Origin of the sequence: Streptomyces cavernicola (genome assembly GCF_029968035.1) — a bacterium.
In the GTDB taxonomy this organism is placed as follows: Bacteria; Actinomycetota; Actinomycetes; order Streptomycetales; family Streptomycetaceae; genus Streptomyces; species Streptomyces cavernicola.
In genome coordinates this window covers 196,605-219,606 of sequence record NZ_JASCIQ010000009.1, presented here as the reverse complement: position 1 = coordinate 219,606, position 23,002 = coordinate 196,605, and the positions used below count along the sequence as shown (strand labels likewise).

Annotated in this window: 24 protein-coding genes; 20 read left to right on the top strand and 4 right to left on the bottom strand. The window is 72.0% G+C overall.

Annotated features, from left to right (window positions below):
- Positions 1-94: 94 nt before the first annotated feature.
- Complete coding sequence (locus QIS96_RS11340) at positions 95-1,345, bottom strand: helix-turn-helix domain-containing protein (RefSeq protein WP_282542346.1); 1,251 nt, start codon at positions 1,343-1,345, stop codon at positions 95-97.
- Positions 1,346-1,603: 258 nt separating this feature from the next.
- Positions 1,604-2,587, bottom strand: a complete 984-nt coding sequence (locus QIS96_RS11335; protein ID WP_282542345.1) for a hypothetical protein — start codon at positions 2,585-2,587, stop codon at positions 1,604-1,606.
- Positions 2,588-2,725: 138 nt separating this feature from the next.
- On the opposite strand from QIS96_RS11335, the gene QIS96_RS11330 reads away from it, so the two are divergent.
- From QIS96_RS11330 to QIS96_RS11300, 7 genes are all read left to right on the top strand, one after another.
- Positions 2,726-3,499 (top strand): class E sortase, encoded by a 774-nt coding sequence (locus tag QIS96_RS11330; RefSeq protein WP_408907162.1) that lies wholly within the window; start codon positions 2,726-2,728, stop codon positions 3,497-3,499.
- Between the two features lie 48 nt (positions 3,500-3,547).
- A complete protein-coding gene (locus QIS96_RS11325; protein ID WP_282542344.1) occupies positions 3,548-3,751 on the top strand; it encodes a DUF3311 domain-containing protein in 204 nt (67 codons plus the stop codon).
- 38 nt (positions 3,752-3,789) lie between these two features.
- Complete coding sequence (locus QIS96_RS11320) at positions 3,790-5,277, top strand: sodium:solute symporter family protein (RefSeq protein ID WP_282542363.1); 1,488 nt, start codon at positions 3,790-3,792, stop codon at positions 5,275-5,277.
- 80 nt (positions 5,278-5,357) lie between these two features.
- A complete protein-coding gene (locus tag QIS96_RS11315; RefSeq protein ID WP_282542343.1) occupies positions 5,358-5,666 on the top strand; it encodes a DUF6412 domain-containing protein in 309 nt (102 codons plus the stop codon).
- Between the two features lie 92 nt (positions 5,667-5,758).
- Positions 5,759-6,529, top strand: coding sequence for a YidC/Oxa1 family membrane protein insertase (locus QIS96_RS11310; protein WP_282542342.1), 771 nt, complete (start codon positions 5,759-5,761; stop codon positions 6,527-6,529).
- 166 nt (positions 6,530-6,695) lie between these two features.
- Positions 6,696-7,553: a fumarylacetoacetate hydrolase family protein gene (locus QIS96_RS11305; RefSeq protein ID WP_282542341.1), complete on the top strand. Its 858-nt coding sequence runs from the start codon at positions 6,696-6,698 to the stop codon at positions 7,551-7,553.
- 29 nt (positions 7,554-7,582) lie between these two features.
- On the top strand, positions 7,583-8,137 hold the full coding sequence (locus tag QIS96_RS11300; RefSeq protein WP_282542362.1) for a Uma2 family endonuclease: 555 nt from the start codon (positions 7,583-7,585) through the stop codon (positions 8,135-8,137).
- 3 nt (positions 8,138-8,140) lie between these two features.
- Here QIS96_RS11300 and QIS96_RS11295 read toward each other — a convergent pair whose 3' ends face one another.
- Entirely contained in the window at positions 8,141-8,605 is a 465-nt protein-coding gene (locus QIS96_RS11295) for a heme-degrading domain-containing protein (protein ID WP_282542340.1), read from the bottom strand.
- Positions 8,602-9,708 carry a Gfo/Idh/MocA family oxidoreductase gene (locus QIS96_RS11290; RefSeq protein ID WP_282542339.1) on the bottom strand — a complete coding sequence of 369 codons (1,107 nt, stop codon included), beginning with the start codon at positions 9,706-9,708 and terminating at the stop codon, positions 8,602-8,604. Before QIS96_RS11290 ends, QIS96_RS11295 begins: the two co-directional genes overlap by 4 nt.
- A gap of 56 nt (positions 9,709-9,764) precedes the next feature.
- Here QIS96_RS11290 and QIS96_RS11285 point away from each other — a divergent pair, with 56 nt between their 5' ends.
- From QIS96_RS11285 to QIS96_RS11225, 13 genes are all read left to right on the top strand, one after another.
- Positions 9,765-10,904 (top strand): ROK family transcriptional regulator, encoded by a 1,140-nt coding sequence (locus tag QIS96_RS11285; protein WP_282542338.1) that lies wholly within the window; start codon positions 9,765-9,767, stop codon positions 10,902-10,904.
- 361 nt (positions 10,905-11,265) lie between these two features.
- A complete protein-coding gene (locus QIS96_RS11280) occupies positions 11,266-12,039 on the top strand; it encodes a hypothetical protein (protein WP_282542337.1) in 774 nt (257 codons plus the stop codon).
- A gap of 45 nt (positions 12,040-12,084) precedes the next feature.
- Entirely contained in the window at positions 12,085-12,849 is a 765-nt protein-coding gene (locus QIS96_RS11275) for a GntR family transcriptional regulator (protein ID WP_282542336.1), read from the top strand.
- A 153-nt stretch (positions 12,850-13,002) separates the two neighbouring features.
- Positions 13,003-14,124 (top strand): TIGR03364 family FAD-dependent oxidoreductase, encoded by a 1,122-nt coding sequence (locus QIS96_RS11270; protein WP_282542335.1) that lies wholly within the window; start codon positions 13,003-13,005, stop codon positions 14,122-14,124.
- 5 nt (positions 14,125-14,129) lie between these two features.
- On the top strand, positions 14,130-14,831 hold the full coding sequence (locus QIS96_RS11265; protein ID WP_408907161.1) for a phosphonatase-like hydrolase: 702 nt from the start codon (positions 14,130-14,132) through the stop codon (positions 14,829-14,831).
- Positions 14,828-15,919 carry an ABC transporter ATP-binding protein gene (locus tag QIS96_RS11260; RefSeq protein ID WP_282542333.1) on the top strand — a complete coding sequence of 364 codons (1,092 nt, stop codon included), beginning with the start codon at positions 14,828-14,830 and terminating at the stop codon, positions 15,917-15,919. Before QIS96_RS11265 ends, QIS96_RS11260 begins: the two co-directional genes overlap by 4 nt.
- A 43-nt stretch (positions 15,920-15,962) precedes the next feature.
- Positions 15,963-16,877 (top strand): 2-aminoethylphosphonate ABC transporter permease subunit, encoded by a 915-nt coding sequence (locus tag QIS96_RS11255; RefSeq protein WP_408907160.1) that lies wholly within the window; start codon positions 15,963-15,965, stop codon positions 16,875-16,877.
- Positions 16,864-17,661 carry an ABC transporter permease gene (locus tag QIS96_RS11250; protein WP_282542332.1) on the top strand — a complete coding sequence of 266 codons (798 nt, stop codon included), beginning with the start codon at positions 16,864-16,866 and terminating at the stop codon, positions 17,659-17,661. Before QIS96_RS11255 ends, QIS96_RS11250 begins: the two co-directional genes overlap by 14 nt.
- Before the next feature lie 74 nt (positions 17,662-17,735).
- The gene (locus QIS96_RS11245; RefSeq protein ID WP_282542331.1) at positions 17,736-18,806 is read left to right on the top strand and encodes a 2-aminoethylphosphonate ABC transporter substrate-binding protein; all 1,071 of its coding nucleotides are present in this window, start codon (positions 17,736-17,738) and stop codon (positions 18,804-18,806) included.
- A 123-nt stretch (positions 18,807-18,929) separates the two neighbouring features.
- The gene (locus QIS96_RS11240; protein WP_282542330.1) at positions 18,930-19,709 is read left to right on the top strand and encodes an HAD-IIA family hydrolase; all 780 of its coding nucleotides are present in this window, start codon (positions 18,930-18,932) and stop codon (positions 19,707-19,709) included.
- 960 nt (positions 19,710-20,669) lie between these two features.
- The gene (locus QIS96_RS11235) at positions 20,670-21,239 is read left to right on the top strand and encodes a hypothetical protein (protein WP_282542329.1); all 570 of its coding nucleotides are present in this window, start codon (positions 20,670-20,672) and stop codon (positions 21,237-21,239) included.
- Positions 21,240-21,258: 19 nt separating this feature from the next.
- Positions 21,259-21,897, top strand: coding sequence for a class F sortase (locus tag QIS96_RS11230; protein WP_282542328.1), 639 nt, complete (start codon positions 21,259-21,261; stop codon positions 21,895-21,897).
- A 50-nt stretch (positions 21,898-21,947) separates the two neighbouring features.
- A complete protein-coding gene (locus tag QIS96_RS11225) occupies positions 21,948-22,997 on the top strand; it encodes a glycoside hydrolase family 6 protein (protein ID WP_282542360.1) in 1,050 nt (349 codons plus the stop codon).
- Positions 22,998-23,002 lie beyond the last annotated feature (5 nt).

Genomic DNA, 23,002 nt, shown 5'->3' with positions numbered 1-23,002 from the left:
GTCGCTCGGTCGCGGGGGTCTTCGGTAGTCACGTGTGGGCTGACCGTAGGTGCGCTGAGAAAGGAGAGGGGGCACAGAATGTGCCCCCTCGTGTTCAGGCCGCCAACAGACCGATCTTTACGGCTAGTTCACTGGCTCTGCGTCGCTGCGCGGGACTCTTCGAGTCGGCCTCCTCTAGGACGATGCGACGGGCGTAGCCGTTGTAGCGGATGGTCTCCGGCGCTGCTTCATAGGCCTTGTCGAGGGCCGCGAGAGCAGCCTCAGCTTGGCCATCAAGCTGATAGCCGCGAGCTTCCTCGATACGGTGCCGAGCACGTCGAGGCCGTGACGGAATCGTCGATGCATCTGCTGCAGCGGCCTGCCGGACGCTCTCGCCACCGGCGTGTAGTTCGACCGCGACCGTCACGGCGTGCGCACCCATGACGGCCCGAGAGAATGAGGTGACGTGGTGGAAGTAGTCGGCGGGGAGCCGCTCGGCCATGGCCCGTGCTGTGTCCCAGTAACGCCATGCCGTGCCCGTGTCCCCGCGGCGTGCGGCCGTGTAGCCAGCTTCGAATTGAAGCGCTCCCGCCATCGCGAGGACGTCATGGTTCGCATCGGGGAGAAGCGGTTCCAGGTAGCGCAGAGTCTCCAGGTTCACTGCATTCGCAGCGTCGAAATGGGCGTGTCCACTGTCGCGGTGAGCCTGCGTGGCCAACCAGGAGGCGACACCTAGGGCATGCGGATCTTCTGACTCCTGCGCCGCGATCAGGCTGCGCTCGACCACGCGCCACAGCAGAGATGAGTCGGGCTGGTAGGCGAGGAAGAACTGACTCAGGCTGTAGACCTCGGCCAAGACGGCCTGGGCAGCTCGGCGTTCACCCATGGAATCGGCTTGCCAGGCGGCCTGCTGCGCATCGCGGATCAGATCTGGCAGCAGAGCGCCGATGACATCTCTGTGGTCAGGAGAGGAATGCCGAGCGCTCCACGCGCGGGACAGCCGCTCCCGGAGGTGCGCCGTAGGCGTGGCCTCACGTTGCGTGGTCATGGGATACGCGTTGATGGCGTCGCGGACTTGGGGCAGGCGGGCGTGTCCGGGGCCGATGAACAAGTCGACCGACATGGACTGGTCGCCGGTTAGGTCGGAGAGATCACGTACACGGAGGACCTCCGCGATCCGCAGAACCATGGGCAGCTTCGGCATGTGAAGGCGTCCACCTTCAACTTGCTTGACCCAGCTCGGGGATTTACCTACCAGCCCGGCCAGCACCGACCGGCTCATGCCGCGTCGGGTCCGCAGGATCTGCATGCGCTGGCCGAATGCGACCGGCTCCGTGAACGGGTCGGGGGTAGCGTCTGAAGACACGGGCTTGCCCCTCTCTATGCAGCTCGTCATCGACAGCGTACGGGGATCGGGCCGTGTCAGGTGATCGCTTGGGGGAGTGCGGAGCCTCGCGAAGATCAGTGCTGTGCCTGCTGAACTTCGCGATGTGCTCGGTGAGTTCGGCCTGTGCATCGATGCGCAAGGGTTCGTGCCCTGTGCCGCTCCACCGGGCGCTCGCCGACGTCGACGCACTGCGTGAATTAGCGAGCTCCCGGTGGTACGGGCGAGGAGACGCCTCCCTCACCCCCCATGACATTCCCCGTAAGAGACCCCCGACCCACACCAACACTCCCCCCTCGGCGGCCACTCAACAGCCCGTCCCCGCGCCGCCAGCGTCGTCGCGTACTGCGGTAGCAGCGAGGCGTCCTCCGGAGATGACGCCTCGGAGGCTGCGAAAGCCTCGTACGAAGGGACCGTTGCCGTGACGATGCCGAGGTTGGGGGTGCCGGAGTTCGCGAGCTCCCTCAGGGATGCCTCTATGGTCGCGAGGTGTTCCTCGTGGGAGGGGTACTCCGAGGCCAACGACGGGTACGCCGCGAGGAGTTCGGCGAGTTCCGTGCTCGGCCAGTGCAGGACCGCCACCGGGTACGGGCGGGAGAGGGCCGCGCGGTACGTGCCGAGTTCGGCGCGGAGGCGGGCGATCTCGGCGCGGAGTTCCGTGGGGTCCTCGGAGCCGAGGGACCAGATGCGCTTCGGGTCGTGCAGCTCGTCGAGGGGGACCGTGGCCGTGCTGGACTCGTCGGCCCTGATGTCCCACGTGTCGTGGTCCAGGCCGAGGAGGCGGCGGACGCGGTGGCGGCCGAGGAGGAGGGGGAGGGTGTCCGGAGGGGTCGGGCCCGTCTCCGGAATCAGGAGGGTCGCTGCCTCCGTGAACACCTCGTGCGCCTGGTGGAGTTCGTCGTGGGACTCGAGGGACTCCGCCGCGATGACCCACGGCTCCGGGTCGCGCGGGGCGGCGTTGCGGATGCCGTCGATGATCGCGCGGGCCTCGGCCTCGTGGCCGTACTCCCAGAGGTTGGACGCCTTCAGTGCGCGGACCAGGGACGGATGCTTGGGCGTGCGGGCGATCAGGTCGTCGTAGAGGGTCGTGGCCCGCTCGCGTTCGCCGGCGAGTTCCAGGTGGGCGGCGGCGTGCAGGAGCAGTTGTTCGGCGTCCTCGGGGTACTGCGCCGCAGTACGCAGCAGGCGTTCGGCTTCGGCGGTGTGATCCGTTTCGGGGCGCATGGTGGACACCGTACTGCCGTGGTCGGGGATCGGTGCAGGGCCGTTTCGGTTCCGTCCGGAGCGGGCCGTGTGCCGGTGTGGCTCTGGTGAGTTGCGGTCGTACGGCTTATCCTCCGGCCCTCCGAGGAGGGAGGCGCCGTGCGGGAGCGGGTTCCGGTGGTCGTGCAGGGGGCCCGGCGGTCCCGGTTCGCGCGGGCCGCCTGGTGCGGGGGCGAGATCGCCGTGACCGTCGGGGTCGTCCTGCTGCTGCTCGTCGTGCACCAGCTGTGGTGGACCAACCGGCAGGCCCGGGACGCGGCCGAGGCCAAGGTGGCGGCGTTGGAGGAGGAGTGGGGGGAGCGGGGGGAGCCCATGGACCCCGAGCCCACGGACCCCGCCCCCGCCGACGGCCTCGCTGAAGACGACCCCGACCCGAGCCCCGGCCCCACCGCGACCGAACAGCGCCGGACCCCACCCCGCTGGGACCAGGCCTACGCCGTCCTCTCCATCCCCGAGCTCGGCGTCCGCGTGCCCGTGGCCGAGGGGGTCGGCAAGGCGGGGGTGCTCGACAAGGGGTACGTGGGGCACTACCCGCGCACCGCGCAGCCCGGTCGGGCCGGGAACTTCGCCGTGGCCGGGCACCGCAACACCCACGGCGAGCCGTTCCGGTACGTGAACCGGCTGCGGTCCGGGGACCGGATCGAGGTGCTGACCGAGGACGCGGCCTATACGTACGTCGTGGACCGCACCCTCGCCCGGACCCTGCCGAGCGACGGCGGCGTCATCGACCCGGTGCCGCGCAGCTCGGTGCGGCCGGGGGCCGGGTACGGGGAGCGCGGGTACTACATCACCCTGACCACGTGCACGCCCGAGTTCACCTCCACGTACCGGCTCGTGGTGTGGGGAAAGCTGAAGTCCGTACAAGCCAGATGAACCCCACGGGCCCAACCAGATGAACCCCACGGGCTAGGCTCGCTGACCGTGATCAGACGCCGCCCCCACCTGCTCTGGCTCCTCGTGCCGTTCGTGCTCTACATCGGCGCGCTGCCGTTCGTGAACCGGGTCGAACCGGTCGTGCTCGGACTGCCGTTCTTCTTCGCCTGGCTGCTCGCCGCGACCGTGCTCACCCCGGTCGCCGCCTGGCTGACCTGGCGCGGCGACCGGAAGGCGAGGGGCGAGCTGTGAGCGCGGGGGCCGTCGCCACCTCGATCTTCGGCGTCTTCATGGTGGCCACCGTCGCGCTCGGACTGCTCGCCGTGCGCGGCCGCGGCGGGCAGGGCGGGCTCGCGGAGTGGTCCGTGGGCGGGCGCAGCCTCGGGGCCGTCTTCATCTGGGTCCTGATGGCCGGCGAGAGCTACACCAGCTTCAGCTATCTGGGCGCGGCGGGCTGGGGCTACAACTTCGGGGCGCCGGTGCTCTATGTCGTCGCGTACATGTCCTGCGGGTACGCGGTCGGCTATCTCGTCGGCCCGATGCTGTGGGCGTACGCGCGCGAGCACGGGCTCGTCGGGATCACCGACATGATCGCCCACCGGTACGGCAGGCCCTGGCTGGGCGCGGTCGTCGCGGTGCTCGCGACGGTGTTCCTGCTGCCGTACATCCAGCTGCAGATCACCGGCATGGGCGTCGTCGTCTCCACCATCTCGTACGGCTCGATCAGCCTGAACTGGGCCTATTTCCTGGCCTTCCTCGTGACCACCGGCTTCGTCGTGGTCAGCGGGCTGCGCGGCAGCGCCTGGGTGTCCGTGCTCAAGGACGTCCTCGTCATCGCGACGCTCGCCTTCCTCGCGATCTACGTCCCGCTGCACTACTTCGACGGGTACGGGGACTTCCTCGACCGGATCGTCGCCGAGAAGCGGGACTGGCTGACGCTGCCCGGCGCGGGCGACAGCGGCTACGGCACCGCCTGGTTCGCGACGACCTCGCTGCTCAACGCCCTCACCGTGGTGATCTTCCCGACCACCGTGGCGGGCTACCTCGGCGCCCGGAACGCCGACGCCCTGCGCCGCAACGCCATCTGGCTACCCGCGTACAACGTGCTGCTCTTCGTGCCGATGCTGCTCGGCATGGCGGCGCTCTTCGTGGTGCCGGGGCTGACCGGGGCGGACTCCAACCTGGCGCTGTTCAAGCTGGTCACGGACTCCCTTCCGGCCTGGGCCGTGGGCGTCATCGGGGTCGCGGCGGCGCTCTCCTCGATCGTGCCGATGGCGGTGTTCATGCTGGTCATCGGCACGATGTGGGGGCGCAGCGTGCTCTCTCTCGTGCCCCGGCTGCAGAGCCAGCAGCGGCAGAAGGCGGCCTCGCAAACGGTCGTCGTGATCGCCGGCACGCTCGCGCTGATCATGACGTACGCCGCCCCCAACACCCTCGTACGGCTCTCGCTCATCTCCTACGAGGGGATGGCGCAGCTCCTGCCGATGCTGCTGCTCGGCCTGGTGTGGCGGCGGCTCAGCATGGCCGGCGCGGTCAGCGGGCTCGTCGTCGGCGTGGGCGCCGTCTGCGCCCTGGTGTTCACCGGGAACGATCCGGTGTTCGGCGTGAACGCGGGGATCCTCGCCCTCGTCGTGAACCTCGCCGTGGCCCTGGCGGTGACCTGGGCGCGGCCGGCGGACGCCGACGCCCGGCCGGACGCGGAGGTCCTTGCCTCCTCGGACCCGGACACGGACAAGCGGCTTGAGGCTTCGGGAACTTCCGCGGCCGGTTCTGCGTGAGTACTGGTAGCCGATGAGCGCCAGTAGCATCGACTGACGCGTACGAGCTCGCGTACGCGGACGAGAGAGGAGGACGCCCGATGACCGACGGCTTCAAGGCCCTGCGGCCCGCCGGCGCGCTCCTCGTCCTCCTCGTGTCGGTGCTGCTCGTCGACAACGGCAGCCTCTCCGCCGCGCTCGCCCTCGCCGCCACCGCCGCGGCCGGTTCCGCGCTCGCCGTGTGCACGGTGCTCTCGGCGCGGGTCGCCCCCGCCGTGGCGCCGGCCCGGGTTCGTACGGCGATCAGGGACCGGGAGCAGAGAACCGCGTTCCTGCCGCAGCGCGACCCCGACGCCTCCGGGCGCACCCGTCCCCGAGCCCCGGGACTGCTCGTCCCGACGGCCGCGTAGGGGATCAGCTCCTTCTTCTCCGACCCCTCGCGGGCCGTCATGCCGACCTTTCCTGATACGGCACGACGAGACCCCCGGAGGGCTCCTCACCCATGTCCGACTTCTTCAGCGCCTTCGCCGACCTGGTCGCGCACCTCGCCGACGTCCTGCAGCCGCTCTTCCACGCCTCCGCGACGGCGGCGGCGATCGTCCTGTTCACCATGGCCGTACGGCTCGCCGTGCATCCGCTGTCGCGGGCGGCCGCGCGCGGGCAGAAGGCGCGCGCCAAGCTCCAACCGCAGCTGGCCGAGCTGCGGAAGAAGCACGCCAAGAACCCGGAGCGGATGCAGAAGGCGATCATGGAACTGCACCGGAAGGAGCAGGTGTCGCCGCTCTCCGGCTGCCTGCCGAGCCTGCTGCAGCTGCCCGCGTTCTTCCTGATGTACCACCTGTTCTCCACCGCCGAACTCGGCGGCGAGCCCAACGCGCTGCTCGGCCACAGCCTGCTCTCCGCACCGCTCGACGGCCGCTGGCACGACGCGCTCGCGGACGGCGGGGCGTTCGGCCCGGCGGGTCTTGTGTACGTGGCGCTGTTCGCCCTCGTCGCGGCCGTGGCGACGTTCAACTACCGGCGTACGAAGCGGCAGATGGCGGCCGATCCGCTGCCCGTGCCGGGCGGTGAGGAGGGGCAGAGCGTGCCCGGTATGGGGGCGGTGGTGAAGTTCATGCCGCTGATGTCGTTCATGACCCTGGTCACCGTCGCGGTCGTGCCGCTCGCCGCCGCGCTGTACGTGGTCACGTCCACGACGTGGAGCGCGGTCGAGCGGGCCTGGCTGTACCGGGACGTGCCGGGCGGTGCGGGGGCGGCCGTGCCCGCGATGTAGCCGCCGTCGCCCCGCCCGGCGTCCTGTGAGCGTGGTTACCAGTCCGTCATGTGAACGCGGTATTGCGGACTGGACGCATACCTTGGAGGATCGGCCAAGCTTCCGATGGCCGCACCCCATCGGCGCCCGCCAAGTGGACCACCCAGTGGACCAGGGGAGTGTGAAGATGAAGCTGCTGCGAGTCGGAACCGTCGGCGCGGAGCGTCCTGCGCTGCTCGACGAGGGCGGCGTCCTGCGTGACCTGTCCGGCCTCGTCACCGACGTGGACGGCGCCCTGCTCGCCGACGAGTCGGCCCTCGCCCGGGTCCGGGAGGCCGCCGAAGCCGGCACGCTGCCCGCGCTCGACGCCGAGGGGCTGCGCATCGGGGCACCGCTCGGCCGGATCGGCAAGGTCGTGTGCATCGGGCTGAACTACCACGACCACGCACGCGAGACCGGCGCCGCGATCCCCGAGGAGCCGATCGTCTTCTTCAAGGCGGCGGACACGGTGGTCGGCCCGAACGACACCGTGCTCGTACCGCGCAAGTCGGAGAAGACCGACTGGGAGGTCGAGCTCGCCGTCGTCATCGGGAAGACCGCGCGCTACGTCGACACCGCCGAGGAGGCCCTGACGCACGTCGCGGGGTACGCGGTGGCGAACGACGTGTCCGAGCGCGAGTTCCAGATCGAGCGCGGCGGCACCTGGGACAAGGGCAAGAACTGCGAGACGTTCAACCCGCTCGGCCCCTGGCTCGTCACCGCCGACGAGGTCGCCGACCCGCAGGCGCTGTCCCTGAAGCTCTGGGTCAACGGCGAGCTGAAGCAGGACGGCACGACGGCCGAGCAGATCTTCCCGGTCGGCGAAGTGGTCCGGTACGTCAGCCAGTTCATGACCCTGTACCCGGGCGACGTGATCAACACGGGCACCCCGGCGGGCGTCGCGATGGGCGCGGCCGAGCCGAAGCCGTACCTGCGCTCCGGCGACGTGGTCGAGCTGGAGATCGAGGGGCTCGGGCGGCAGCGGCAGGAGTTCACCGACGCGTAGGCTCGGTGCCCTGAAGAGGGGGCGCCGTGATGGTTCCGCAGGCCGAGGTGACGCTCGACGAGTTCGAGGTGATGGACGCGGCCGCGCCGGAGAGCCTGTACGTCGAGCTGATCGACGGGCGGCTGCTCATCACTCCGACGCCGGACGGTGATCACGGCGAGTGCCTCAGGTCCGTTGCGGACCAAGTGCGGGCGCGCCACTTCGCACTGCACCTGTACCAGGCGCGAGGTCTGGCCGTGCCCGCCCGCCGGGCCGGCCGGGCCCGCGTCGACGGCGCGGTCGCCCCTGTCGGCTACTTCCGGGGGCAACCGTCCTGGTCCGACCCCTCGGGCGTACTCCTCGTCGCCGAGGTGACGTCCGGACGCGAGCAGGACGCCGAGGTCGACCGAGTCGACAAGCGCGACGCCTACGCCCAGGCCGGGCTGCCCATCTACCTGCTCGTCGACCGCCACCGCGGTGAGGTCGTCGTGCACTGGGACCCCGAGGGCGGCCGGTACCGGCACAAGTCGGAGGCCGTCTTCGGGGCGAAGCTCGCCCTGCCCGAGCCTTTCGACTTCGACCTCGACACCACCGAGCTGGCCTGACGCTCAGGCGCCGGTGAACCGCTCCAGCGCCTCCACCACCAGCGCGTGGTCGTCGCGTTGCGGCAGGCCCGAGACTGTCACCGAGCCGACGACGCCCGCGCCCGTGACGGCGATCGGGAAGGAGCCGCCGTGCGCCGCGAAGCGGTCCGGGTCGAGCCGGGACGCGGCCTCGAAGGTCGTGCCCTTGGCCCGGAAACGGCTGCCGACCAGCAACGACGAGCAGCCGTACCGCTCCACGACGCGGCGCTTGCGGTCGATCCAGGCGTCGTTGTCGGCGCTGGAGCCGGGCAGCGCGGCGTGGAACAGCTGCTGAGCGCCGCGCCGGATGTCGATCGCGACCGGCGCCCCGCGCTCCCGGGCCAGCTCGACGAGGAGCGAACCGAGGGCCCAGGCGTCCTCGTACGTGAACTGTCCGAGGACGAGGCGGCGTTCCTGCTCCTCCAGGGCGGGGATGTCGTCGGCGCTCACAGCGTCACCGTCACACCGTCGCGCGCCGACGTCCGCGCCGCTTCGAGGACGTCCAGGGCGGCCGCCGCCTCGTGCGCGGTGACCGGGTTCGGGGCGTTCTCGCGGAGCGCGGCGGCGATCGCGGCGTAGTACGCGGGGTAGTCGCCCGGCAGGGTCGGCTCGGGGCGGCCGCCGCCGGTCAGCGGGGACTCCCCGGACCCGACGCGGCCCCACAGCGACTCGTCCTCCACGCCCCACGGCGCGTCCCCGCCGGGGCGCAGGCCCGCGCGGAGCGCCGCCTCCTGCGGGTCGAGGCCGTACTTCACATACCCGGCGCGGGCGCCCAACACCCGGAAGCGCGGGCCGAGTTGAGCGGTCGTCGCGGAGACGTAGAGGTGTGAGCGGACGCCGTCGGCGTGGGTGATCGCGATGAACGTGTCGTCGTCGGCCTCCGCGCCGGGGCGGCGCACGTCGGACTCCGCGTACACCGACGCCGCCGGGCCGAAGAGGACCAGGGCCTGGTCGACGACGTGGCTGCCCAGGTCGTAGAGGAGGCCGCCGATCTCCTCGGGGGCGCCGGACTCGCGCCAGCCGCCCTTGGGCCGTGGCCGCCAGCGCTCGAAGCGGGACTCGAAGCGCTGCACCTCGCCGAGCGCGTCCTCGGCGAGCAGCTTCCGCAGGGTGCGGAAGTCGTTGTCCCAGCGGCGGTTCTGGAAGACCGAGAGCAACAGGCCGCGCTCGTCCGCGAGTTCCGCGAGCGTACGGGCCTCGGCGGCCGTACCGGCCAGCGGCTTGTCCACGACGACCGGCAGGCCGGCCTTCAGGGCGGCGGTCGCGAGCGGCACATGGGTCTTGTTCGGCGACGCGATCACGATCAGGTCGAGCTCGCCGGCCCGCTCCCACAGCTCGTCCGCCGAGGCCGCGCAGCGCAGTCCGGGGCCGAACTCGGCGCGGGCCTGCGCCTGCCGCTCGGGGTTCGACGTGACGACGGTGTCGAGCGCGAGGCCCTCGGTCGCGGCGATCAGCGGGGCGTGGAAGACGGAGCCCGCGAGCCCGTACCCGACGAGGCCGACGCGGAGCGGGGCGTCTTGGCGGGAGCCCTGGTGGGAGTCCTGGGAGGTCATGGCGACCACTTTGGCAACGGTGTTGCCAAAGTGCAAGCGGAGGGGAGAATGGGCGGGTGAGCAGCACTGACAGTCCTCCCCCCGGCCCCTCTCCCGATCTCCCTCCCGATCTCTCCTCCGGTCTCTCGTCCGGTCTCTCCTCCGGGCTCTCCTCCCTCCGTACGCAGAACGCCGCCCGCGTCCTCGACCTGCTGCGCACCGCGGGCGCCGAGGGCATCAGCCGGCTCGAACTCGCCGAGCGCGCCGGGCTCACCCCGCAGGCCGTCAGCAAGATCACCGCACGCCTTCGGGCCGAGGGCCTCGTGGCCGAGGCGGGTCGGCGGGCCTCGACGGGCGGCAAGCCGCGCACCGTCCTGCGGCTCGTGCCCGGCGCGGGCAGCGCGGTCGGCCTGCACCTGGACCGGGACGCGCTGACCGCCGTGGCCGTCGACCTCGCGGGCGCCCCGCTCGCCGAGCGCCGCGCCCCGCTGGCCTTCGCGGCCGGCGCGGAGGCGGTGGTGGACACGGCGGTACGGGAGGTCTCGGCGCTGCTCGACGCGACCGGGGTCATGCCGTTCGGGGTAGGGGTCGCGCTGCCCGGCCCCCTCGACCACGCGACCGGCGTGCTGCACCGGGTCACCGGCTTCCCCGAGTGGGACGGCTTCCCGCTGCGCGACGTGCTCGCCCGCCGGCTCGGTCTGCCCGTCGTCGTCGACAAGGACACCAACGCGGCCGCCCTCGGCCTCGCCCTCGCCGGGGCGACCTGGTCGTTCGCCTATCTGCACGTGGGTACGGGGCTCGGCGCGGGACTCGTGCTCGGCGGTGAGGTGCATCGCGGGGCGCGTACGGGGGCGGGCGAATTCGGCCACCAGGTCGTGCAGTTGGACGGGCCGCTGTGCGGGTGCGGCAACCGGGGCTGCGTGGAGGCGCTCTGCCTCGCGGCGGTCGCTGCGGGGGCTCCGGTTGAGGCCGCGCGGGTGCTCGGGGAGGGGGCGGCGAACCTGGTGGGGCTGCTCGACGTCGACCTCGTGCTGGTGGGTGGGCGGACGGTGTCGGCCGATCCTGAGCTGTACGTACGGGGGGTGGATGCGGTCCTCGCGGCCCGCGCCCGGCGCGTGGGGGGACCTCCGGTCGAGGTGCGGGCGGTCGACGGGGACCGGGCCGTGCGGGAGGGGGCGGTGTGGTTGGTGCTTGCGCCGCTGTTCGGGCGGGGCTGATCTTTCCCCTCCCCGCCCCTTCCCGAAAGCCTCCGGCGGTGTTCGTTCCGCCTTCCCGCCGTCGTGGCTGGTCGCGCAGTTCCCCGCGCCCCTGACGGGGCCCGTATCGTCGCCCAAATTCAGCCCCTCCGGCGTTTGAGGAGCGGGGGGCCGGGGGCGGAGCCCCCGGGGCTGTCCGCAGGACTTTCGGGAAGGGGCGGGGAGGGGAAAGGAAAAAGCGCAAGCCGGAGTGCGCCGGGGGAGGGGGATCGGGGCCGCCGGTCGGGCGTACCGCGTCGTGGCTCAACGCCGGGCGGATGCCCGCATGGCAGGGTCTGGGCCGCCCCCGCCCAGCAACACCCCCCCCTCAGCAAAGGCCCCCATGCGACTGCGCAGCGCTCCCGCCCTCGGTGGCCTCGCCGCCGCCCTCGCCTTCGGCCCCGTGGCCGTGCCCGCCGCCGCGTACGAGAACCGTCCCGGCCCGGTCGCCGCCGCCCAGGGTGTGACCTGCGACGACGGGGAGGACAAGGACTTCCCGGTGACGAGCCGCCTGCACGGCGGGCCGGAGGCCTATGACCCCGGCGGCCCGCCGCAACGGCTCGGCCTGGACCTGGAGAACACCTCCGAGCGGACCTGCGGCAAGATCCACCCCGTCGTCGTGCTGCTCGACCGCGACCGGGATCTCCAACCCGCCCAGCTGCGCCTGCAGTTCCGCGACCCGGACGGGCGCTGGCGCGACGTCCCCTTCGAGCGGACCGAGGAGGACGAGAACGTGGGCGTCCTCGACGGCGGCGACGGCGGCTTCACCGGCTTCTCGCTCGCCCCCGGCACCTCCGTCACCGTCCCGCTGCGCCTCGCCTTCACCGCCGACGCCGGGTCCAACGAGGTCACCGTGCAGGTCGCCGTGGTCCAGCGCCGAGGTGAGGACGGGGACTGGGTCGGGGAGTCCGGCACGTACACGTTCACGGTCGGCGCGGAGCGGGCGTCGGACGGTACGACTGGCGGGGTGCGGTGGCCGGACCGGCTCGCCGAGACCGGTGCGCTGCGGGGGTGGGCGGCGGTGGGGTACGGGGCCGCCGCCGGGCTGCTGGTGGTCGCGGGCGCGGCCCTGGTCCTGGGTGCGCGGCGACTGCGGGGGCGCGGGGCGGGCGACTGACGTTCCCCCGCACGTACCCGTACGTACCGGATCTAGAGTTCCTCCGTGGACTACCCCAGCGAGCAGCAGCCCGGCGCCCCCGTCAAGGCCGGGGTTCCGGAGCACGGACGGATCCCCAAGTACTACGCGGTGAAGACGCAGATAGCGTCCCTGCTCGACGAGTTGGGGGAGGGCGGGCTGCTGCCCACCGAGCGGGAGCTGTCCGTGCGGTACGGCGTCGCGCGCGAGACCGTGCGGCAGGCGCTGCGGGAGCTACTGCTCGAAGGGCGGCTGCGCCGGGCCGGGCGCGGCACCGTCGTCGCCGGGCCGAAGCTGGAGCAGCCGCTCGCCCTGGCCAGTTACACCGAGGGCGTACGGCGCCAGGGCCGCACCCCCGGGCGGACGTTGATCTCCCTGGACCGCTTCCCGTGCCCGGACGCGCTCGCCGAGGAGATCGAGGCCGAGCGCGGCGAGCCCGTCTGGCACCTGGAGCGGGTGCTGCTCGCGGACGACGAGCGGGTGGGTCTGGAGAGCACGTACGTCAGCGTGGCCCGAGTGCCGCGGCTCGACGCCGACTTCGACCCCGACTCGTCCTTCTACGCCTATCTGCACGACGAGTTGGGCATCGGCTTCGGCGCCGCCGACGAGCGGATCGAGACCGTGCTCGCCACCCCGCGCGAGGCGCTGCTCATCGGCACGCCGCCCGCACTGCCGATGCTGCTCATCCACCGGGTCTCGCGGGACACCGGGGGGCGGCCCCTGGAGCGGGTGCGGACGCTGTTCCGGGGCGACCGCTTCAGCTTCACCGCTCATCTGCCCAGCAGGCACTGAGAGTTGGGGCTGTTCGGCCCGAAACGCCCGCTCCGTACCCACCCCTTATGATCACGGAAAGGTAACGGGTCTAGGCCAAGTTTGGGGGCTCGTTCACCTTCCCGTCGCCGGGTCGTACGGAGCGGGACACCGGTCGCCACGACCGTTTCCGGCATGAGAGTCGTAGTCGTAGGAGCCGGCGTGGTGGGCACCATGCACGCCTGGCAGGCAGTGGAACGCGGCCATGAGGTCGTGCACATCGAGCGCGAGACCGAGGCCCGCGGGGCGTCGCTGCGCAACTTCGGGCAGATCTGGGTCAGCGGACGCGCGGGCGGCGAGGAGCTCGACACCGCACTGCGCGCCCGCGAGCTGTGGGAGGGCATCGGCGCCCGCGTGCCGAGGCTCGGCTTCCGGGCCAACGGCTCGCTCACCCCCGTACGCACGGACGCCGAGATCGCCGTGGCGGAGGCCGCGCTCGCCCGGGACGACGCCCCGGCGCGCGGCTACAAGCTGCTCACGCCGACCGAGGCCCGCGCGCACAACCCGGCCCTGCGGGGCGGGTTCGAGGCCGCCCTGTACTGCGAGCGGGACGCCGCCGTCGAGCCGCGCACCGCCCAACTCGCCCTCAAGGAAGCCCTCCTGGCCTCCGGGCGCTACACCTTCCTCGGCGGCCGCGAGGTCCGCGAGATCATCGGCGAGCACGCCGTCCGCGACGACCACGGCGACGTGCACAGCGGCGACACCGTGGTCCTCTGCACCGGCGCCTGGCTCGGCGGCCTCGTCCGCGAGCTGGCCCCCGACCTGCCGGTGCGCCGCGTACGCCTGCAGATGATGCAGACCGACCCGCTCGGCGAGACCCTGCCCACCTCCGTGGCCGACGCGGACAGCTTCCGCTACTACCCGGCGTACCGGTCCGAGGCCCTCGACGCCCTCAACGCCGGCCAGGCCCAGACGCCGACCGCCGCCGCGCACAAGATGCAGCTGCTCATGGTGCAGCGCGCGGACGGCGGGCTGACCATCGGCGACACCCACGAGTACGAGCACCCCTTCGCCTTCGACCTCGTCGAGGAGCCGTACGAACACCTCAAGCAGGTCGTCGAGGGCTTCCTCGGCCGCCCGCTGCCCCGCATCCGGCGCCGCTGGGCCGGGGTGTACGCGCAGTGCACCGACACCTCCCGCGTCGTCCACCGCGAGCAGGTGCGGGGCGGGGTGTGGCTGGTCACCGGGCCCGGCGGGCGCGGCATGACCTGTTCCCCGGCGATCGCCGAAACCACCGCCAACGAACTGGGATGGTGAGCGAGTTGACCACGAAGAACCCCGAACCCCGCCTCGTCGTCCTCGACATGGCCGGCACCACCGTCGCCGACGGCGGCCTCGTCGAGCAGGCCTTCTCCCGCGCCGCCGAACGCCTCGGCGTCGAGCCCGGCTCCGCGGACCACGAGCAGAAGCTGCAGTACGTCCGAGACACGATGGGCGAGTCCAAGATCACCGTCTTCCGGGCGCTGTTCGGCGACGAGGACCTCGCGCAGCGCGCCAACACCGCCTTCGAGGCCGCGTACGGCGAACTCGTCGACGGCGGCCGCATCGCCCCGATCCCCGGCGCCCGCGAGGCGATCGAGGAGCTGCGCGCCGCGGGCCGCACCGTCGTCCTCACCACCGGCTTCGCCCGCGTCACCCAGGACGCCATCCTCGACGCCCTCGGCTGGCGCGACCTGGTCGAGCTCACCCTCTGCCCGGCCGACGCAGGGGGCCGCGGCCGCCCCTACCCGGACATGGTGCTCGCCGCGCTGCTGCGCACCGGCGCCGCCGACGACGTCCGCGAGATCGCCGTCGCCGGAGACACCGCGTACGACATGCGCTCCGGCGTCCGCTCCGGGGCCTCCGTCGTCGCGGGCGTCCTCACCGGCGCGCACGACAAGGACGCGCTGCGCGCCGCCGGGGCCACGCACGTCCTCGGCTCGGTCGCCGAACTGCCGTTGCTGCTCGGGGAGTTCGGGCGATGAGCGGCGTTGGTGGCGACGGTGTCGGCGGCGACATCGGCATTCGCTTCGACGGTGTGAGCGTCGCGTACGGCTCGAACACCGTGCTCGACTCCCTCGACCTGACCGTCGAGCGCGGCGAGGTCATGGCGCTGCTCGGGCCGTCCGGCTCCGGCAAGACCACCGCGCTGCGGGCGGTCGCCGGATTCGTGACGCCCGCGCGCGGCCGCGTCCACATCGGCGACCGGGACGTCACGCACCTGCCGCCGCACCGCCGCGGCGTCGGCATGGTCGTGCAGAGCTACGCGCTCTTCCCGCACCTGCGCGTCGAGGACAACGTCGCCTTCGGCCTCAAGGCGCAGAAGGCCGACAAGGCCGCGATACCCGGGCGGGTCGCCGAGGCCCTGGAGATGACCGGCATGGCCGCGTACGCCAAGCGCTACCCACGCGAGCTGTCCGGCGGGCAGCAGCAGCGCGTCGCCATCGCCCGCGCGCTCGCCATCCGGCCCGGCGTGCTGCTCCTCGACGAGCCGCTGTCCGCGCTCGACGCGCAGCTCAGGTCCGGCATGCTCGCCGAACTCGCCCGCCTGCACCGGGAGTTGCCGGACGTCTCGATCCTGTACGTCACCCACGACCAGGTCGAGGCGCTCACCCTGGCCGACCGGATCGCCGTCATGGACAAGGCCCGCCTGCAGGACTGCGGCACGCCGCAGGAGCTGTACCGGTCGCCTCGTACGGAGTTCACGGCCTCGTTCGTGGGCAACGCGAACCTGCTGCCGGTGCGGGTGGGTTCCGGTTCCGGGCAAGTGCGCCTGGGCGACGCCGAGTTGAAGGTCGACACGGCGGGTGTCGCGGCCGGGGCGACGGCCACCCTGTGCGTACGGCCGCACCTTGTCGGGCTCGGGGAGGGGGCGAACACCCTGCGGGGTGCGGTTGCCGAGGTTCAGTGGCGGGGGGCGACGCATCGGTTGTACGTGGATGTCGCTGGGCAGCGGGTCAAGGCGGATGTGCGGGAGTTGCGGACTCCGCCCGCGCTCGGTTCGCAGGTTGCCCTGCACTTTGCGCCGGAGGACGCGGTGTTGCTGTCTGCCGGGGTGGCTGCCGATGCGTAGTCCAGCTGGGCCCCTGACCGAATCGCACCCGGCACGTGGGGCTGTGCCCACCCGTTCCGCCCTGCGGAACATCTGCCCACAGCGGGCGGCGGCGGAGCAGTGGGGGCGGAAGCCGCAGCCGCAGCCGCAGCCGCTGAGGCAGCGGGCGACGTGGGTGTGGGCGTTGCCGCCCGTGCTCGCGCTCGGCGTTGTGTTTCTCTATCCGCTCGTCCTCCTCGTGCAGCAGTCGTTCACGCCGCTCGAAGGCGGGATGTCGGTCCAGCCGTACGCGGACGTGTTCGCCGACCCCGCGTTCCGCGAGGCGCTCGGGACGACCGTGTGGCTGGCGGTCGGGGCGACCGTCGGGTGTCTCGTGCTCGGGTTCGTGCTGGCGCTCGTCATCGCGTTCGTGCCGTTCCCCGGGGCGAAGGCCGTCGCCCGGTTCGTGGACGTCTTCCTCTCCTTCCCGTCGTTCCTGATCACGCTCGCGCTGCTCTTCGTGTACGGCACGGTCGGCATGGCCAACGGGATGTGGACGGACGTCACGGGCGCCGCGAGCGGTCCCTTCCAATTCCTGACGACGCCCTGGGGCGTGCTCCTCGCCGAGATCACGTACTTCACGCCGTTCGTGATGCGGCCGCTGCTCGCCGCGTTCTCGCAGATCGACACCGCGCAGATCGAGGCCGCCTCCTCGCTCGGCGCGAAGGCCCCGCGGATCGTGCGGCAGGTGATCCTGCCCGAGGCGCTGCCCGCGCTCGCCGCCGGCGGCAGCCTCGTACTCATCATGTGTCTCAACGAGTTCGGGATCGTCCTGTTCACCGGGGCGAAGGGCGTCACGACCCTGCCGACGCTCGTCTACAGCAAGGCGATCCTGGAGTCGGACTGGACCGCCGCCTGTGTCGTCGCCGTCGTCAACGTGGTGATCTCCGTGAGTCTCTACGGCCTGTACCGGGTGGTGAGCCGTCGTGTTGGTGCATAGCCGCAGCGGCAGGTGGGCGCTCTGGGCGCTGTTCCTGCTGCTCTTCGTGCCGCTGTTCGCGGTGCCGCTGCTCGTGATCGTCGCCGCGTCGTTCTCGACCAACTGGTCCGGCGCGTTCCCCTCCGGGCCGACCGTCGAGCACTACGCCGCCGCCACCCGCGGCGAGTCCCTGCAGGCGCTCACCACCAGCCTCGTCACCGCCCTGGTCGCCGGCCTGCTCGCGCTCCTCGTCGGCAGCTGGGCCGCGCTCGCCGCGCACGCCCTGCGCAAGAGGGGTAAACGGCTCATGGACACGCTGTTCATGCTGCCCGTCGCCGTGCCCTCGGTGGTCGTCGGCCTCGCCGTCCTCGTCGCGTTCTCGCAGCCGCCGTTCCTGCTCAACGGCACCCGCTGGATCGTGATCCTCGCCCACACCGTCCTCGTCACCGCGTTCGCCTACCAGTCGGTGTCCGCGGCGATCGTCCGCCTCGACCCGGCCTACGAGCAGGCCGCGGCGTCCCTCGGTGCCACGCCCTCGTACGTGCTGTGGCGGGTGAAGCTGCCGCTGCTCCTGCCGTCCCTGAACGCGGCCGCCGGGCTCTGCTTCGCCCTGTCCATGGGCGAGTTGAGCGCCACGATGATGCTCTACCCGCCGGACTGGCTGCCGCTGCCCGTCCGCATCTTCACGGCCACCGACCGCGGCTCCCTCTTCACCGGCTCCGCCGTCGCCGTGGTCCTCATGGGCGCGACGCTGCTCGTGCTGCTCGCGGTGTCCCGTATCCGCACCCGCGCCTCGTACCGCTGAATCCCGTGCTGAAACCCGTGCTGAATCTCGTGCTGAATCTCGTGCTGAATCCCCGTAGAGAGAGTCGAAACGTCATGCGCACCCAAGCCACAGCCAAGGCCATAGCGGCCGTCGTCGGCAGCCTCGTCCTCGCCGGTTCCCTCACCGCCTGCGGCGGCGCCGCGTCCGCCGACGAGAAGGTCGTCACCGTCTACAGCGCCGACGGCCTCAAGGGCGAGAACGGCGACGGCTGGTACGACCAGGTCTTCAAGGACTTCGAGAAGAAGACCGGCATCAAGGTCGAGTACGTCGAGGGCGGCTCGGGCGAGATGGTGCAGCGCGCCCTGCGCGAGAAGTCCAACACCCAGGCCGACGTCATGGTCACCCTGCCGCCGTTCATCCAACAGGCCCAGAGCAAGGGCCTGTTGGCCCCGTACAAGGCGGAGGGATCCGAGCAGGTCGCCGGCGCCGACAAGGCCGCCGACGGCAGCTGGACCGCCGTCGTCAACAACTACTTCTCCTTCATCCACAACAAGAAGGAGCTGAAGCAGCCCCCGGCCACCTGGGAGGAGCTGCTCGACGCCAAGTACAAGAACAAGCTGCAGTACTCCACGCCCGGCGTCGCCGGCGACGGCACCGCCGTCCTCATCAAGGCCATGCACGACTTCGGCTCGAAGGACAAGGCCATGGCCTACCTGAAGAAGCTGCAGGCCAACAACGTCGGCCCGTCCTCGTCCACGTCGAAGCTCGCGCCCAAGACAGACAAGGGCGAGCTGCTCGTGGCCAACGGCGACGTGCAGATGAACTTCGCCCAGTCCAAGTCCATGCCGAACCTGGGCATCTGGTTCCCGAAGACCTCCTCGAAGCCGGGCGCCAAGCCGACCACCTTCGCCCTGCCGTACGCCGCGGGCCTGGTCAAGGGCGCCCCGCACACCGAGAACGGCAAGAAGCTCCTCGACTTCATGCTCAGCGAGAAGGCGCAGCAGCAGGTCAGCTCCGTCGGCGGCGGCTTCGCGGCCCGCGGCGACATCAAGGCGACCGACGCCAACGCGACCGCCCTGACCGAGCTGATGGACGGCGTCGAGGTCTTCCAGCCGGACTGGTCGGACATCGAGAAGAACCTTCCGACGTACGTGGAGGACTGGAAGTCGGCGACGGGCAGCTGAGCGTGCGCACGGGGAAGCGTGCGCGGGAGTGTCCGCAGGGCGAACGGGGCGGGTCAGGGGCCGGGCCCGCCCCGTACGCTGACGGACGTACGGTCCACCCGGTGCAGAGCGGAGATCAGTCCCGTGGCAGAGCGCAAGCCGATCGAATCCTGGCTCACCGACATGGACGGAGTCCTCATCCATGAGGGCGTGCCCATCCCCGGCGCCGACGCCTTCATCAAGCGCCTGCAGGAGTCCGGCAAGCCCTTCCTCGTGCTCACCAACAACTCCATCTACACCGCCCGTGACCTGCACGCACGGCTGAAGCGGATGGGCCTCGAAGTGCCCGTCGAGAACATCTGGACGTCCGCGCTCGCCACCGCGAAGTTCCTCGACGACCAGCGGCCCGGCGGCACCGCGTACGTCATCGGCGAGGCCGGGCTCACCACGGCCCTGCACGACATCGGGTACGTACTGACGGATCACGCCCCGGATTACGTGGTGCTCGGCGAGACCCGTACGTACAGCTTCGAGGCCATGACGAAGGCCGTCCGGCTCATCAACAACGGTGCGCGGTTCATCTGCACCAACCCGGACGAGACCGGGCCCAGCCTGGAGGGGCCGCTGCCCGCGACCGGGGCGGTGGCGGCGCTGATCACCAAGGCGACCGGCAAGGACCCGTACTTCGCGGGCAAGCCGAATCCGTTGATGATGCGGACGGGGTTGAACGCGATCGGGGCGCACTCCGAGACCAGCGCGATGATCGGGGACCGGATGGACACGGATGTCCTGGCCGGACTGGAGGCGGGGATGGAGACCTTCCTGGTCCTGACGGGCCTCACGAAGGAGTCCGAGGTCGACCGCTATCCGTTCCGGCCGTCGAAGATCGTCAACTCGATCGCGGACCTGGTCGAACGCGTCTGACCCAACCCCGGGGCTCCGCCCCCGGCCCCCGGTCCCCGGTCGTCTTGCGCCCACCGCGCCGCGGCAGCCGCCCGCACGCGGTGGGAGTCGCCCATGTCACAGCCCCCACCCCGCCCCTTCCCGAAAGCCTGCGGCGCTGTGTTCTCCGGCTGCCGCGCCGTCGTGGCCGCTCGCGCCCACGCGGCGGAGCCCCCGCACTCCTGAAAACCGGGGCTTCGCCCCAGGTCCCGGCTGTCTTTCGGCTGCCTGCTTTGTTGTGGTTGCTCGCGCAGTTCCCCGCGCCCCTGTCGGGGCACTCACCCCAGCCCCAGTCCGCACAATCCAGCCCCTCCGGCGCAAATCCCGCCCCACCCCACCCGATCCCGCCTTCCCCACCCCGCCCAAATCCAGCCCTCCTCACCCCACCCGATCCCGCTCTCCCCACCCCGCCCAAATCCAGCCCCTCCGGCGCTTGAGGAGCGGGGGTCCGGGGGGGCGGGGGGGAGCCCCCGAAAGGGGGCGCGGGGAACTGCGCGGCCGGCCACGACGAAGCGGCAGCCAACGGACGACCGGGGCCCGGGGCGGCAGCCCCGAGGCGGGGTCCAGGGGCGGCAGCCCCGGGCAGGGTCCGGGGGCGGAGCCCCCTGCAGCCGACGGCAGTCTTTCGGGAAGGGGCGGGGAGGGGATCAGGAACGGGGTCCGGGGCGGAGCCCCGTGGCGGGGGTGCAGGGTCCGCAGCCCCAGGCGGGGGGTGCGGGGCGGAGCCCCGTGGCGGGGTGCAGGGGGGCAGCCCTGGGCGAGGCCGGGGCGGCGCCCTTCGGCGGTCCAGGGGCGGCAGCCCCGGGCGGGGTGCGGGTACGGAGCCCCGGTGCTGGGGGGGCCGGGGGCGGAGTCCTCGGGGCTGTCCGTAGGGCTTGGAGGGGGCACCCGAGTGGACCACCCCCGGAGGCCGAGCCGCGGACCCCGGCGGAGCCTCGAAGCATGCGCCGAATCGTGCCCACCCTCTGCGCCACCACCCTCCTCACCCTCGCCCCCGCGAGCCCCGCGTCGGCCGGCGATACCGGGGTGACCGTCGATCCGGCGAGTGCCGTGCCCGGTATGGAGGTGCGGCTGACCGTCACCGGCTGTGCGGGCCAGACCGGCGCCGCCAAGTCCGAGGCGTTCGTCGCCGACGGCTCCCTCGCCCTCCGGGACGGCAGACGCTCCCCGCTGGTCGGCGAGGCCATGATCCGGTCGACGGTCACGCCCGGCACGTACGACATCTCCGTGACCTGCGACGGCCAGGAGGGCAAGGCCAAGGGCAGCTTCAAGGTCGTACGCGAGAAGCCCGCGGAGAAGCCCGGCGAGAAGCCCGCCGAGAAAGGCAAGACGGCGTCCGCGTCGCCGACCGCACCGAGCCGGGCCGGAGGCGGCGGCACCGCCTCGATGGCCGCCGAAGCCGACGACGAGGGGCCGGGGCTGCGGCACGCGGTGATCGGCGGGGTCCTCGTGACCGCGGCCGCGCTCGCCGTGACCGGGCGGATACTGCGCCGACGCCGCCGCCCCGAGTAGCGGGGCGGACGAGGACGCCGTGTCCGAGGCGCGCACCCCCCGATCCGCCCGGCTGCTCACCGCGGCGGCCTGGCTGCTGCTCCTCGTCGCCCTGTGGCTCGGCGCGCGCGAGCTGGGCCTGCCGGGCCTGCCCGGCGCCGGTGACGTGTCGGCCGCGGGCGTTCAACTCCCGCCCGCGCACGACCCGTTGCCCGCCGCCCGCCCGCATCGCGTCGACATACCGGCGATAGGCGTGCGCGCCCCCGTCGTCCGGCGCGGCCTCGACCGGGACCGCGCCGTCGCCCCGCCGCCGTACGAGCAGCCGGGTGTCGTCGGCTGGTACGCGGGCGGCACCCAGCCGGGGGCCGAGGGCACCGCCCTGTTCGTCGGCCATGTCGACACCGAGTCCGACCCGGCCGTCTTCTACGACCTGAGCACTCTTGAGGAGGGGCAGAAGGTGCGGGTGGCCCGCGTCGACGGCTCGCTCGCCGAGTTCACCGTCGAGGACGTCCGGGTGATCCAGCGGGACGAGTTCGACGCGGCCGAGGCGTACGGCGAACGGCACGAGGGGCGGGCCGAGTTGCGGCTGATCACCTGCGGCGGGACCTTCGACGCCGCGAGCGGCAGCTATTCCTCGAATGTGGTGGTCTCCGCCTACTTGACGGGTACCGGGCCGTGACCCGCCTCGTATGCCAGGATTGGGAGCCCGAACAGCCCGAGGGGGAGTGGATGTACGGCAGCGAGGACCAGCACTACGACAGGTCTGCCGGGCGGGGGTGGAAGGCGTCGGCGGCGGCCGTGGGGGCGGTGCTGCTGATCGCGGGATGTTCGTCGGGCGAGAGCGGCAAGGACCCGGATCCGGGCGGTTCGCCGGTGCGGCAGCAGCCCAAGGCCAGTGACCCGTACTGGGTCGACCCGCAGGGGAACGCGGCCAAGCAGGTCGCCGAGTACCGGCACGACGGAAACGACAGGGACGCCGAGCAGATCGAGAAGATCGCGAGCCAGCCCGTCGCCGAGTGGATCACCGACCCCGACGCGGCCGCCGCCGAGACCCAGGTCCGCGAGCACACCGAGGCCGCGACGAAGGCCGACCGGGACGCGCTGCTCGCCCTCTACAACATCCCGCACCGCGACTGCGGCCAGTACTCCAAGGGCGGCGCCGCCGACGGCAACGCGTACCGGACGTGGATCGACGCGGTCGCCAAGGGCATCGGGGACCGGCGGGCCACGGTCGTCCTGGAGCCGGACGCGCTCCTGCACGTCGTCGACGGCTGCACGCCCGGCGAGTTCCACGGGGAGCGCTTCGACCTGCTCAAGGGCGCCATCGAGAAGCTCAAGTCGCTGCAGAACACCAAGGTCTATCTGGACGGCGGCAACCCCGGCGGCCCGAAGCCCAACGACCTCTACCAGCCGCTCAAGTCGGCGGGCATCGACCAGGCCGACGGCTTCGCGGTCAACGTGTCCAACTACTACGGCACGCAGGAGTCCACGGCTTTCGGCAAGGAGCTCTCGATGAAGTTCGGCAACAAGCCGTTCGTCATCGACACCAGCCGCAACGGCAACGGCCCCTACACCGAGGGCAATCCGGACGAGCGCTGGTGCAACCCGCCGGGGCGTGCCCTCGGTGAGGCCCCGACCACGAAGACCGCCGACGACGCCGTGGACGCGTACCTCTGGATCAAGCGCCCCGGCGAGTCCGACGGCGAGTGCAAGGGCGGCCCGCCGGCGGGCCAGTGGTGGCCGGAGTACGCCCTCGGCCTCGCGAAGGGCGCGAAGTGACCCCC